Annotated in this window: 13 protein-coding genes; 4 read left to right on the top strand and 9 right to left on the bottom strand. The window is 45.0% G+C overall.

The features are described 5' to 3' along the window. The 3 genes from AC58QG_RS26610 to AC58QG_RS26600 are packed head-to-tail and all read left to right on the top strand — an operon-like array spanning position 1 to position 3,186. Complete coding sequence (locus AC58QG_RS26610) at positions 1-1,629, top strand: response regulator (protein ID WP_497365113.1); 1,629 nt, start codon at positions 1-3, stop codon at positions 1,627-1,629. Positions 1,630-1,681: 52 nt separating this feature from the next. Further along, on the top strand, positions 1,682-2,113 hold the full coding sequence (locus AC58QG_RS26605) for a hypothetical protein (protein ID WP_497365112.1): 432 nt from the start codon (positions 1,682-1,684) through the stop codon (positions 2,111-2,113). Further along, positions 2,113-3,186 (top strand): phosphodiester glycosidase family protein, encoded by a 1,074-nt coding sequence (locus AC58QG_RS26600; RefSeq protein WP_497365111.1) that lies wholly within the window; start codon positions 2,113-2,115, stop codon positions 3,184-3,186. The genes AC58QG_RS26605 and AC58QG_RS26600 overlap by 1 nt, the downstream gene beginning before the upstream one ends. A 277-nt stretch (positions 3,187-3,463) precedes the next feature. Here the strand turns inward: AC58QG_RS26600 and AC58QG_RS26595 are convergent, their stop codons facing one another. Together AC58QG_RS26595 and trmL are read right to left on the bottom strand one after the other, a co-directional pair. After that, positions 3,464-3,718, bottom strand: coding sequence for an AbrB/MazE/SpoVT family DNA-binding domain-containing protein (locus tag AC58QG_RS26595; RefSeq protein ID WP_497365288.1), 255 nt, complete (start codon positions 3,716-3,718; stop codon positions 3,464-3,466). Between the two features lie 194 nt (positions 3,719-3,912). After that, complete coding sequence (gene trmL, locus AC58QG_RS26590) at positions 3,913-4,377, bottom strand: tRNA (uridine(34)/cytosine(34)/5-carboxymethylaminomethyluridine(34)-2'-O)-methyltransferase TrmL (protein WP_497365110.1); 465 nt, start codon at positions 4,375-4,377, stop codon at positions 3,913-3,915. 142 nt (positions 4,378-4,519) lie between these two features. Here trmL and AC58QG_RS26585 point away from each other — a divergent pair, with 142 nt between their 5' ends. After that, positions 4,520-5,233, top strand: a complete 714-nt coding sequence (locus AC58QG_RS26585; protein WP_173110967.1) for a response regulator transcription factor — start codon at positions 4,520-4,522, stop codon at positions 5,231-5,233. A 79-nt stretch (positions 5,234-5,312) separates the two neighbouring features. On the opposite strand, the gene AC58QG_RS26580 is transcribed toward AC58QG_RS26585, so the two are convergent. The 7 genes from AC58QG_RS26580 to nrdI all read right to left on the bottom strand — a co-directional run bounded on the left by AC58QG_RS26580 (position 5,313) and on the right by nrdI (position 12,667). Beyond that, positions 5,313-6,866, bottom strand: a complete 1,554-nt coding sequence (locus tag AC58QG_RS26580) for an MDR family MFS transporter (protein WP_497365109.1) — start codon at positions 6,864-6,866, stop codon at positions 5,313-5,315. Positions 6,867-6,923: 57 nt separating this feature from the next. Beyond that, on the bottom strand, positions 6,924-7,664 hold the full coding sequence (locus AC58QG_RS26575) for a hypothetical protein (RefSeq protein WP_497365108.1): 741 nt from the start codon (positions 7,662-7,664) through the stop codon (positions 6,924-6,926). A 25-nt stretch (positions 7,665-7,689) separates the two neighbouring features. Further along, positions 7,690-8,370, bottom strand: a complete 681-nt coding sequence (locus AC58QG_RS26570) for a bactofilin family protein (protein ID WP_497365107.1) — start codon at positions 8,368-8,370, stop codon at positions 7,690-7,692. A gap of 13 nt (positions 8,371-8,383) precedes the next feature. Further along, a complete protein-coding gene (locus AC58QG_RS26565; protein ID WP_497365106.1) occupies positions 8,384-9,013 on the bottom strand; it encodes a YhbD family protein in 630 nt (209 codons plus the stop codon). A gap of 215 nt (positions 9,014-9,228) precedes the next feature. Further along, the gene (gene nrdF, locus AC58QG_RS26560) at positions 9,229-10,215 is read right to left on the bottom strand and encodes a class 1b ribonucleoside-diphosphate reductase subunit beta (RefSeq protein WP_497365105.1); all 987 of its coding nucleotides are present in this window, start codon (positions 10,213-10,215) and stop codon (positions 9,229-9,231) included. Positions 10,216-10,236: 21 nt separating this feature from the next. Beyond that, on the bottom strand, positions 10,237-12,321 hold the full coding sequence (nrdE, locus tag AC58QG_RS26555) for a class 1b ribonucleoside-diphosphate reductase subunit alpha (RefSeq protein ID WP_497365104.1): 2,085 nt from the start codon (positions 12,319-12,321) through the stop codon (positions 10,237-10,239). After that, positions 12,308-12,667 (bottom strand): class Ib ribonucleoside-diphosphate reductase assembly flavoprotein NrdI, encoded by a 360-nt coding sequence (gene nrdI / locus AC58QG_RS26550; RefSeq protein ID WP_497365103.1) that lies wholly within the window; start codon positions 12,665-12,667, stop codon positions 12,308-12,310. Before nrdI ends, nrdE begins: the two co-directional genes overlap by 14 nt. Positions 12,668-13,028: the final 361 nt, after the last annotated feature.

Here is a 13,028-nt window from a genome sequence, read left to right as displayed (position 1 = left end):
ATGAAAGTTTTACTTGTAGATGATGAGAAGCATGTTCGTGATGCCATCCGATTGCTTGTGGATTGGAAGCATTACGGGATTGATACGATTTTGGAAGCACCTGACGGAGAAGCCGCCATTGCCTTAGTTGGCAGTGAGAATCCTGAGATTATTATGACCGATATGATGATGCCGATCATGAATGGCGTGAAGCTGCTCGAATGGCTGCATCGCTATGCACCTGATGCCAAGACCATCGTCATCAGCGGTCACGACGACTTCTCTTTACTTCGACATACGGTGAAGTTTGGCGGAACGGATTATATTTTGAAGCCGATTGATCCGGACCAGTTGAATGAAGCTTTAGATAAAGCCATTCAGACTTGGCTCAAGGAAGAAGAGCAACGGCATGCCAATCGCGAACTGAATATTGAAGTGAATCAATTCAAGCCCATTTACTGGGATAAGCTGCTTTCCGCGTTAATTGCAGAACCGAATACGTATGAGCCCGTCGCTGACCAACTGGAGCGCGAGCTTCATTTATCCAGAAGTGTTGCAACCTGTCGTGTTGCCATTCTCTCTCTAGATACGATGGAGGCTAGTATTAAAAATAAATTCAGTCAAAATATCGATCTCCTGCTCTTCTCTTTGATTAATATTTGCAATGAATTTCTCGTTCCACATCAGCGCGGCTACGCCTTCCGGCACCTGCATAATTCGAATGAAATTGTACTCTTCTTATGGTCAGATCCTTCTGCGGCTGAGGAGCTGCTCGCGACAATTAATGATGGAATTCGCACTGCTTTGCATGCTCGTGTGGACTTTGGGATTGGGCGTGCTCATAGCTTTCCAAGTCAATTGAAGCTATCCTACCAGGAAGCACGGGATGCACTCCGACAACGTAATCTGAAATCCAAAGAAACATGGATTCATACGAACTGGCTCCCGGCCAAGGTTACTCAACAAACGTTGACCTTTCACCAATTTGAAGAGCAAATTTATCTGGCACTGCGTAGTGGCAATGTCGAGCAAATCCAAGATATCGTTCAAATCTGGATTGACGCAATCAGAAGCTGTGACATTATTACACCTGAGCAGCTCGAGCATTGGTGGGGGGAATACCGGGTGATGATGCGTCGTTGGGTCCAGCAATTGGTACCGAACAGCCGCGAGGAGGACATCCATCCATTGCTCTTGGAGGATAGCGCAGCCACGATCATTACGCTTGACGAGAAAGGCATCCTGTCCTTATCGCTCTGGCAGCAAGAGCTAACCCGCAGCCTCGTTCAGGTATCCAAGCTACATCTGGAGAGTCAACATAAAGATAACAATGTTATTTTCGAAATTGCTAGCTTTCTAGAAAAGCATTATCATGAGGATATTTCGCTTGCGGATATTGCCAGCCGCTTTTATCTTAGCCGCGAGTACATCTCCCGCAAGTTTAAACAGGAGTTCGAAGTCAATCTGTCTGACTACTTGGGACAAATTCGCATGAGCAAAGCCAAGGTGCTGCTCTGCAATCCGAATCTTCGCATTTCACAAGTTGCTGAGATGGTTGGGTATCAGGATGAGAAGTATTTCAGCAAGGTTTTCAAAAAAATGTCTGGTATGACCCCCAATGAATATCGAAAAACAGCGAATTCTATCTAATATTCCGAGAAAATAATGGAATATGCTATACTAGTAGTAAGAGGTGATTTTCATGAGTATGCCCATTGAGAGCGCAACGGCGAATTCTTTTCCCCGCACGGCGAAGGCAACTAGGGTCAAGAAGAAAACGTATGTTTACCTATTCGTGGGTTGGGTCATGCTGGTCGCAGTCGGAGTAACAGCTACGATGATGTACACAGAACATCTGAGGCAACAAATATCGACCGATATCGCACAGCAAACCCAGCAGCAATTACAAGTTATTCAGCAAGATTATCAGAAGCAAGTCTCTCAATTGAAGGATAGTGTGACTTCCGACATGAAGGCTTTGCAAGCCAAAGTAGATTCATTGAATGAATTACTGGCTTTCACCAAAGATAGCGCTAACAGCAAGACCGATAATAGCAATCAACTGTATACGCAGCTCGCTGACGTCAAGAAGAAGCTAGATGAGCTGACCAAAAATCTGGATGTGTTAAAATAATGACAGCGAATTCGATTCAGCAACTCAATCGTGTTATGTTGCTTGCCTGCGCCCCTTTCCTCGGAATGCTGATTTGGCTGCTCTTCGTATCCCTGCATATTTCCATTCCAGTCAAGTCTCCTGTGGCGTCAACACCGATCAATCTGGGGCAAGAGACGAGTACCTTGAACAGTCTGTTGACCCAAGCGAATACGGATGCGGTCCAAACCAAAACCATTATTCAGCAGTATTTCCAGCTGTACGAGAAAAGCACGGCAGAAGTAGCCGCCATGCTCCAAAGCGCGGCTTCGCAAGTCGCCAAACCCGGACTTATCTATGATGCACGCATTACAGCCAAGCTCGGCAACCCCATCCGCCAAGCCACTTCTGGCAATATCGACATTCAGCTGTTCGCTTTGAATGAAAAACATTATTCAGGTTATGCTCTTAAAGTGAACCTCAAAAGCGATAAAGCGATCAAGCTCGTGTTAGGGAATGATAAGCTCGGCTCCAGTGAAACGACTTTGGCCGCAGCTTCACGCTATGGCGCTGTTGTCGGCATTAACGCTGGCGGCTTCGCGGACGATAACCGCGGAAGGCGCTATCCGCTTGACACCACTGTGATGAACGGGAAATATGTCAACGGCTTCTTCCCTACCAACAATGACACGGCTTTCATCGGCTTGAACAAAGATCGCAAACTGATCGGCGGCAAGTTCAGCTCTCAATCGGAACTCGACAAGCTGAACCCTCTGATGGGTACGACCTTCGTCCCCGTGCTGATGAAAAACGGCAGCAAGACTTCCATTCCGTATCAATGGCAGAGCTCACCGGCAAGAGCAGCACGAACGGTGATGGCTAATTACAAGCATGATCAGCTTTTATTCCTTGTCACGGATGGTTACGACGAGAGCGGCAATTCAGGTGCTACACTGGCCGAACTGCAGGACAAAATGCAGCAACTAGGCGTCGTAGATGCTTATAATTTGGACGGTGGAGGTTCTACCACACTAGTCTGGGGTGGCAGCGTAATCAATCGTCCTTCAGATGGCAGGCTCCGACCACTCGCTACGAACTTCTTGTTTTTCAAATGACCCAAATTATTCACACAATATTCGTTTCTTTTTTGGGGATGGTTGGGTATAATAAGCCTTAACTATGTGCAAAAATGTTCTTTAACCCTATAGGAGGTGCAGCAATGTTCGGTTTATCCACAACATTTTGGCTCGTTAATTCCGTTTTTCTATTATTCATCGTCGCTATGTTGACGGCTTCCTATAACGAGGACAAAACAAAAGGCCTATAAGCCAATAGAAAAAGCATCGCCTACTCCACTTGGAGGAAGCGATGCTTTTTTCATTTGTTCAACTACTAGACTTTCGCCTTAAGCAGGTTCATTTCAGTTATACAAACGCCGCAAATATAACGATCTTTGAATTCACTGACACTTTCCATGCTACCGCAGAATACACATTTCGGACGATATCTCTCAAGAATGATATGATCACCCTGCACTAGGATTTCTACAGGATCTCCCTCATTCATTTGGTATCGCTTACGTAACGATTTAGGTAATACGATTCGTCCCAATTGATCGACTTTACGTACGACTCCAGCTGGCTTCATCATAGGACTTCACCTCTCTTTTCCCAGACGTGTTCTACACTTCCGGCAATTTCACATCGACCAACATTTCCATATCGAGCTTACGGATACTATTCGCCGTGATTCATGAAATTCCTTCTGCTAAAGCCCTAAAAACTTTCTTTTCTTGTCAAAAATGTCGCTTGAGCACCAAAAAACATAGGTCGTAAGCCTCCCTACTCGAGACCTACGAACCCAGTTTGGCGTAATCCCTCATATAAAATAATAGCCGCAGAGTTGGAAAGATTTAAGGATCTTACCGCGTCGGACATTGGCAGCCGTATTAAGGTATCAGGGTGCTGACGCAGCAACTCCTCAGGCAGACCTTTGGTCTCTTTCCCAAACACGAAGAAATCGCCATCTTGGAAGGTAAAATCTGAGTAACGTTTGCTTGCCTTCGTCGATGCGAAGAAGAATCTATGACCCTCGTATGCTGCCAAGACTTCATCGAATGAATCGTGGTAGTCAATCTTCACCGAATGCCAATAATCAAGACCAGCGCGTTTCAGTGTCTTATCATCGGTATCAAAGCCAAGGGGTCTCACCAAATGAAGATGAGTACCTGTTGCCGCACATGTGCGAGAAATGTTGCCTGTGTTCGCAGGAATTTCAGGTTCTACTAATACAATATGAAAAGCCATCTTTGTTCATTCACCTCATTCTCTATCCTATTATAACCTGTTCTGGAATGCAATTTAACACAGCGTTAACTTTATCTTAATATCGCGATGATAGAGGTACGTCATACTAGAGATATCCTTCATTAAAAGGAGCCTACTGACAATGAAAAAGAAAATTCTAATTGTTGATGACGAACCTTCCATCTCCATGCTGATTGAATTCAACCTGAAGCTTGCTGGCTTCGAGGTACATTGCGTATTCGACGGAGAAGCTGTCTTTAGCGCGATTCAATCGTTTCGCCCTGATCTCATCGTCCTTGATCTCATGCTGCCCAAAATGGACGGCTTACAAGTATGCCGCAAGCTGAGAAGCCAGAATAACCTCGTTCCAATTATTATGTTGACGGCCATGCAGGATCTGACCGATAAAATTGCCGGTTTGGACAACGGCGCAGATGATTACATGACGAAGCCTTTCTCACCGCTTGAGCTCGTCTCCCGCATTCAAGCAATTCATCGCCGCATCCAGACCTTGCCTTCTACGACGGAAGAAGCACCGATTGCGATCGGCCAAATCTCTGTCAAAGCAGAGCAACGCGAAGTGACGATGAATGGCACGCCAATCGAGCTTACGCCTAAGGAGTTCGAATTGCTTCTATTCCTTTGCAAGCATCGTGGCAAAGTGCTTAGTCGGCAACAGCTGCTTCATGGCGTATGGGACTATCACTTTCTTGGGGATACGCGCATCGTTGATGTCCACATCTCTCATCTGCGTGACAAGATTGAACAAAATGCACGTCATCCTGAATACATCATGACCATTCGCAACGTCGGGTACAAGCTGACCGAGCCTGTTATCAAGGAGTCCTACGCTTGATTTGCGATATACAAAGAAACATCCCAGAACATGACTCATGTTTTGGGATGTTTTTTTGCATTACAGCTTTATTAAAAGCTTAGTGATTATGCTTTAGTTCTGCTGCGGCTTGCTCAGCTTGCTTATGCTCCAAAGATTCAGTTAAGCGTTCTTTACTCATAAGTACTGCCGCTACGACAGCCAAGGCTGTTGGTATCAATGCCCACATGAACGTATACGAAATCGAGGATGACAATCCTGCTGTAATTTTCTCCAGTACAGGCGTAGGGATTTGGGCACGCATTTCAGGTGCCAGCAGTACCCTAGGATCACTAAATGCTGGATTGTCCGCCATGTTCCCTTGCCCGCTTCCAGCGAAAATCTCCTCGAGCTTCGCTGTGAAATCATTCCGTTGAATGATTCCGAATAGCGTAATCCCTAATGTCATACCTAGGGAACGAATGAAAGAGACTGTTGCGTTCACAGAACCACGTTGCGACGGATCGAAGTGATGAATCGCCGAGTTTGAAAGAACGGAGAAGCTCGCACCGATCCCTACACCGACGACGATCATGCACATCGTCACATACAAGCGGCTTGTATCTGGGTCAAGCTGTGTCAGCATGACCATACCTGCTGCTAGAATCACAACAAAGACCATCATAATGTTACGATATGGAATCTTATTCATTAAGAAACCGCCGCCTACCGCAGAGAAAACGGAGCCAACCATCATCGGCAATAGGACGAGACCAGAATTGGTAGCAGTTCCGCCAAGTACACCTTGAATATAAATCGGGATATAGACAGAAGCCGTGATAAAGCCCATCCCGCTCAATAAACCAAGCGCATTACTCGTTGTAAACAAACGTATCTTAAACATCGGGAATGAAATAATAGGCTCGATGACTTTTCTTTCAATGATGATAAAACAAATTGTTAGCACGGTGAAAGCTGCAAACAGTCCGATAATCAAGCTGGAATCCCATGCATATTTATTTCCACCAAGCTCAAGGGCAAACATCATACTGACAACGGCACCAACAAGCGTCACAGCACCCCACCAGTCGATCTTTTGCTTCGTATGAATCGGTGATTCTTTGTAGAACATAGCGATGAAGATAAGCGCAAGTACGCCTAGTGGTATATTCACATAAAATACCCAGTGCCAGTTAATATAATCCGTAATGTATGCACCAAGCAACGGTCCAAAAATACTGGACAAACCGAATACCGCACCGAACAAACCGCCTAACTTCCCGCGCTGTTCGACGGGAACGGTATCAAACATGATCGTGAACGCGATTGGAATCAGCGCACCGCCACCGATACCTTGAAGCGCACGGTAAATACTCAACTGTACAATGCTTTCGGCTGTACCACATAACATGGAAGCACATAAAAATACAATCAATCCAAAAATGAAAAATCGTTTACGCCCGAACATATCGGACAACTTACCAAAAATCGGCATACCCGCCATTTCAGCAACCATATAAGCGGATGTCACCCATACGAACTTATCTAGTCCGCCTAGATCTCCTACGATGGTTCCCATCGCTGTGGCAACAATCGTGTTGTCCATTGACGCCATCAACATGGCCAAGAGCAGACCCGCTAAAACAAAGCCTACTTTATTATTTGAATTCGTCATTCGTACACATTCCTTTACAATTTCTTTGTGTCTTACCACCCGAATCTAACAGGTGTACTACAACTTGCGTGATTCTTTCACAATGGCACCCTTCTTTTTCTCCAGATGCACCTTGTATTCAACCAGATCGACTTCACAACCAGGACCTATGACGACTTGGTTACCGCGAACAACCTTCGCTTTCGTATGCTCCAAGTAAATATCATCCCCTTCAATAACCGAAACCATTACTCTGGCATGCGGTGAGGGTCTGAAGAAGAGGCTTAACGGATGAAGCATACTCGCTTTGCGAATTCTAATTTTCTCTCCGCCAATCTCTTTTACCGTTGAATCTTGAAATAGTCTGATGTCGATCTCCCCTGCGTTAAGCAGTCCTCCGATATCAAACATACCCTTCAGATGAAACACATCGACTTCGCAATCCCCTCCTGCAGTGACATGGCCCTTTAGTGCGATCTGGTTGCCTTGCATATGGCCTTTCACTTCAATCGTCCCTGAACCAGTAAGTGAGCCAATTTCAGCATCACCACTGATACTCACCGTCCCCGAATTTTTCATTGTATCGCTTTGAACATTACCCGTCAATGAAAATGTGCCCACAATGCCTGATTGGCCTGCCTGCAGATCACCTTCCATCTCAATGGTTCCAATACATTTCAGAAGACGGCACTTCATATCACCTTCAATGATGCCTTCTCCAACAATTTTCACACGATCATATAGGCCTCCTGCCGCGGTGGAGCTGCCTGTAATGTTCAAATTACCGATTGTCGAACGTTTGTTTGTATCTTTTTCCATTGTACCTCAAACCCTCCTCTCTTCGCTACAATTTTTCACTGTGCTTTACTTTCGAACTCTTATCCTGCTCAAGCTTGATCGTATATTCAATCAGTCCGATCTCACAGCCAGGTCCAATCGTAACATTCGCTCCTCTTACAACCTCTGCCGTCGTGTACTCCAGATAAATGTGATCGCCTTCAATCGTTTGGCTTGTCAAATGATTACCGATAGCCTTAGGTAGAATCTTCAACCAACGAACAAAACCAATGCCTGACTGCTTACGTATCTGGATTCGTTCTCCACCGATCTCAGCTATTTTACAATGACCATGCAAAGTAATAAGGATCGTATCCGCATTGAGCGTGCCTACTTGCAGCTTACCATTCGCATTAAACTTCTCTGCCTCACAGTTACCTGTTATCGTTGATGCGCCATTTATTTCAAGGCTCTCGCCAACATAATTGCCCTCGATCTTGACTCTGCCGTGAATCCGAGTACGCTTCGCCTTCAAATCCCCCTGAATCGTAAGGGTTCCATTCATCTCAGCAGTTTCAGATATGATGCTGCCGTTCACTTCTGCTCGACCATTTAGATTAAAATCGGAGCAAGCAATGTCCCCTTCCAGACGTCCAATGCCATCAATTTTCACTGTCCGAAAGCTTCCGCCGTTCGAAGAACCTATCCCTGAAATCATCAATTTACGCTTTGGTTCCGCTGTATGCATGGGTTCCACCTCCTTACACTGCTGTTATTTTCAACTTCAGCTCTTCAATTTTCTTCGCCACCTGCACGCGGAGCACAACCTTCACACCATGTTCGAAAAACAGTTCACTCCCCGTCGTAACGAGCAGAAATACAGTCATACCCATCTTTCGGATAAAAATCAAATCACATGGCTTTCCTTCAAACTTGGCATATTGCTCTTTCATCGTCAGAAGCAGGTGCTTCCCTTCATCGAGGCTCATTTCACCGGATTGTAAGCAATCCTCTAATAGGAACAGAAACAACGTTTCTTCAAAGCTGTACACCGCTGTCGTACCTAAAAATGGGGCAGCATATTCAATCGTCACCAAAGAAACAATGTTTCGTTTCACTAATTCCAATTTGTCTATTTTCAGATCGCTCGGAACGATAGAGAACACATCCGCTAATTCGTCCAGCGATAAATCATCCTTCATATTTAAAATTTTATCGATACGCGCCAGCATCTGCACCTTAGGGAAAAACGTCTCCTGCCCAGTAAACGCCGATTTACGTATAAACCATTCCTCAGGAACTAAGTTTTTGCGTTTCCATCGGTATAATTGACCATAAGATATCCCTGTTAGCTCGAGCAACTCTTTTTTCGATATCAAATCTTCCTCCAACGTACATCCCTCCTTTGCCATTTCAATGTAACATAACATTGTTACGCTGTAAATCAGCCTTGAGACTGACCCCTTCCCGTGCGGAACACGATTCTATGCAAGTTAGGATTAAGTCGATTTTTACGACTTAGAGGTCTCCATCGAGCCTGCTTGGCTGAGCGCACACAAAAAAAACCACCCAGTCACCCTGAGTGGTTTGTTCTTCCTCTATCCGCTTAAAATACAAAATCATCGTCCGTCAAAGCCTCGACATGAATCGTACGCACATAACCATTTCCTTTTTTGGAGAAAAAGTCATGTTGCTTCGTCTTCGTACTCAGTCCGTTCAATACAATCGGGTTGATCTCTTCTTCAGGGAACATCGGCTCAACACCCAGGTTCATAAACGCTTTGTTCGCGTTGTAGCGCAGGAATGCTTTCACTTCGTCTGCTAGACCTAGCGGTCCGTACAGACTATCCGTATAGCCTTCTTCATTCGCATGAAGCTCTTTCAACAGCGCACACAACGTCGCATAGGCTTCATCCTGCTCAACAGGGCTTAGCTCCGCATAGACCTCTTGTGCCAGCACACCGATGTACAACCCGTGGATGCTCTCATCGCGTAGAATCAAGTCAATGATTTCGCCGCTGCTCGTCATTTTACCTTGCCCAGCCAAATACAGCGGATAGTAGAAACCGCTATAGAACAAATAGCTTTCTAGCAGCACAGATGACGCCATCGCGAGATACAGCTCTTTGGTCGTTGTAATATTTTCATAGTAATGTGAAATCTTATTCGCCTTAAACTGTAAGTGTGGATTACGCTCCACCCACTGGAACAGCTCGTTAATCTCTTCTGTCGTAGACAATGTAGTGAAAATCGAACTGTAAGACTTTGCGTGGATCTGCTCCATCATCCCCATGAAGCTGAGTACAGCCTTGCGCTGCAGCCCATCAACATGCTCGAGAATCTTCGGCATTCCAACGCCGCCTTGCATCGTATCTAGCAAAGTCAGGCCGCCAAGCACCTTCATATATAGCTCACGTTCAACGTTGCTGAGTGTAATCCAGGACATTTTATCATCAGACAATGGAATTTCTTCATCTGTCCAAAATTGCATAATATTTTGATTCCAGAACGTAATCGTGAAATCATCATCTGGCCGGTTCCAATTCACCGCTTTTTTGACGATGGGCTTATTAATGGTTGGTGCACTTGTCATGAATGGTAATCCCCTTCCTAATTATACTGAGCAGCTTACACATTCCTCAACGGATAGCTGATTGGTTCGTGTGTAGTAGAGCGATTTAAGTCCTTTGTGTGCCGCATACAGGTATAATCTAGCAAGTTGTCTTGTTGAAACATCACTGTTTACGTGTAAAATGGTCGAGATCCCTTGATCCACATGTGTTTGAATCTCCGAAATGAGGTCAAGAATCTTGAATTGATCCATTTGATAAGCGGATTTATAGTAAAAGAAATTGTCACGTGCCATGAATGGCATCGGATAATACGTTGTTGAGTTCGCATACGTACGTGTCTCAATCGGTTCAACAATTGGCATCACGCTGGATGTTGAATTTTGGATATACGAAATACTTTGCGTCGGCGCTACAGCCAAACGGTAAGCATGATACAGACCGTGCTTCTGAACGTCCGCTTGCAACGCTCTCCAATCGCTTCGCGACGGAATCGGCATGCCCTCGAATAAAGCTTTTACTTTATCCGACAGCGGGCGGTAATCTGTTTCTGTATAACGTGTAAAATAGTTCCCATTCGCATATTCGGAAAGCTCAAAGCCTTCAAAGGTTTGACCGGAGTCTTTGGCAATCTCCATGCTTTTTTCGATGGAATAGAAATTCATCGCTGCGAAGAAGGTACGAACGAAATCCTTCGCTTCGGCACTCTCGTAAGCAATTTTGTTCTTGGACAAATAACCGTGCAGATTCATAACACCAAGACCGACAGAATGCAGCTCACGGTTCGCTTTGGCGACACCTGGCGCATTGCTAATCGTCGTCATATCACTCACCGAAGTTAAGGCAATCATGCCTTCGTGAACGGTTTCGCGCAGCTTTTTACGATCCATCACATTCGCAATGTTCATGGAAGCTAGGTTACAGCTAATATCGCGAAGTATGACATCCTCTTGACCATAATCATTGATTTCAGATGTTTCTTGTAGTTGGAAAATCTCCGTGCAGAGATTGGACATCTTGATCGTCCCAATCCCCTTCAGGGCATGATCCTTATTCGCATTCGTACGATTCATCATATATGGATAACCGGATTCCAGTTGAGTTGTCGCAATTTTGGTCAGCATATCACGTGCCTGCATGACGACTTTCTTTTTTACCTTCGGGTTCGCTAGGAGTTCATCGTACATCTCATCCATATCAAGATCATCCATATGCTTGCCATAGGCTTGGAGAACCGTATAAGGTGCGAAAATATGTAGAGGCTTATTCTCCTCCGCTAGCTTATAAAACTTATTCGGAACAATAAGTCCGATCGAAAGAGTTTTCAAACGGGATTTCTCATCCGCATTAATTTTCTTACTATCCAGGAACTCCATGACGTCCCAGCCAAAAATGTTGTAATACGCCGCGCCTGAACCTTTGCGTTGACCCATTTGATCCGCATAGGAAAACGCATCCTCCATAAGCTTAAGAACAGGTATAATGCCTTTGGCCGCGCCCTCAACACCTTTAATCGTTTCACCGCGCCCACGAAGCTTCGATAAATTCACGGCTACACCGCCGCCAATTTTGGAAAGCTGCATACAGGTTGCTAATACATAATTGATCGAATTTAAGGAATCGTCCATTTCTAATAAGAAACAAGATACTAATTCACCACGACGGCTCTTGCCTGCGTTCAGGAAAGTAGGTGTCGCTGGCTGCAAACGCTGCTCCATCATGGACACAGCAAGAACGCGTGCTGTTTCTGCGTTTCCGCGCCCCAAGTACAGAGCTACAATTGCTACGCGATCCGGGAAGTGCTCCAGGTATAACGTCTTATCATCACTGCGCAAAGCGTAATCTGTATAAAATTTCGATGCTGCCATATACGAAGCGAACTCGAATTGATTATCATGTGCGACTTGATACACGCTATTAACTTCAGCTTCGGTGTATTTGTCATAAACGTTCTCATAGAAGTTATTGTCGATCATATAACGAACCTTCGAAGAGGTATCGGGGAATGTGAGGCTTTTGCTGTGGACTTCCTTCATAAACACTTCGACAGCTTCTTTATCCTTCTCTAATTGGAAGAAACCATCCGTACCTCGTTGCATTAATTCATTATTAAGTTCAATGTGCCGCAATTGCTTGTACCCCCTGAACAAATCGTTCTACATCATTTTTGGTGCCGGACAATTCGAATTTCGATAATACAGGAACATCGTAAAGTGCTGAGATCGTATCTGCGCTTTTGGCGAAGCCGTCTCCCCAGTTGCGATTACCGCTAGCTGCAACGCCTTGAAGACGAGAGGAATTACTTTCTAGGAAAGAAGCCACCTTGGGAGGAATTTGACCAAAACCAGTTGTATACGTCACGAGAACGAATGGCTCGTCCATTGTCATCGCTTCCTCAATTTGAACCGCGGGCATTTGGAGTTTCGCAATAAAACGGCGAACATTTCCAGTCTTCGAATCGTAAGCAATTAACATAGCTTCCGTCTCCTATCATTCTCAATTCTCTCTATCTTGTGCTAACACTTGCGGGTAACCTATATGTAGTGAAGATACCAATTCTATCGTCTGTCATTCGTGGGTGAAGCTACCCTGTAATCGACAGAATCTGCGTTTTTCTAACGACTCCGTACGCGGTCAAAAAAGCTTAAAACCTGCGATTTCACTTGATTTCCGGCTCTATTTGAGCCTTCGGCTAGCAATCTCGTAATGCGCTTTTTATCACGACATCTAGTTGATAGATTCAAATTTATATCAATATATTGTGTTTGTCAACGAGCAAAACGACCTATTTACATTTCCAAAACACCTAATCCTAGACGGGGCGTGGCTCGATGGG

This window comes from Paenibacillus sp. J22P169, assembly GCF_059691995.1.
The sequence above is the reverse complement of the archived record's forward strand: the minus strand, read 5'-3'. Positions and strand labels throughout refer to the sequence as shown.

What these genes read in the sequence shown, in the direction of transcription:
- AC58QG_RS26610 (WP_497365113.1), top strand. Translation starts at nt 1, where the DNA reads ATGAAAGTTTTACTTGTAGATGATGAGAAGCATGTTCGTGATGCCATC.
- AC58QG_RS26605 (WP_497365112.1), top strand. Translation starts at nt 1,682, where the DNA reads ATGAGTATGCCCATTGAGAGCGCAACGGCGAATTCTTTTCCCCGCACG.
- AC58QG_RS26600 (WP_497365111.1), top strand. Translation starts at nt 2,113, where the DNA reads ATGACAGCGAATTCGATTCAGCAACTCAATCGTGTTATGTTGCTTGCC.
- AC58QG_RS26595 (WP_497365288.1), bottom strand. Translation starts at nt 3,718, where the DNA reads ATGAAGCCAGCTGGAGTCGTACGTAAAGTCGATCAATTGGGACGAATC.
- trmL (WP_497365110.1), bottom strand. Translation starts at nt 4,377, where the DNA reads ATGGCTTTTCATATTGTATTAGTAGAACCTGAAATTCCTGCGAACACA.
- AC58QG_RS26585 (WP_173110967.1), top strand. Translation starts at nt 4,520, where the DNA reads ATGAAAAAGAAAATTCTAATTGTTGATGACGAACCTTCCATCTCCATG.
- AC58QG_RS26580 (WP_497365109.1), bottom strand. Translation starts at nt 6,866, where the DNA reads ATGACGAATTCAAATAATAAAGTAGGCTTTGTTTTAGCGGGTCTGCTC.
- AC58QG_RS26575 (WP_497365108.1), bottom strand. Translation starts at nt 7,664, where the DNA reads ATGGAAAAAGATACAAACAAACGTTCGACAATCGGTAATTTGAACATT.
- AC58QG_RS26570 (WP_497365107.1), bottom strand. Translation starts at nt 8,370, where the DNA reads ATGCATACAGCGGAACCAAAGCGTAAATTGATGATTTCAGGGATAGGT.
- nrdF (WP_497365105.1), bottom strand. Translation starts at nt 10,215, where the DNA reads ATGACAAGTGCACCAACCATTAATAAGCCCATCGTCAAAAAAGCGGTG.
- nrdI (WP_497365103.1), bottom strand. Translation starts at nt 12,667, where the DNA reads ATGTTAATTGCTTACGATTCGAAGACTGGAAATGTTCGCCGTTTTATT.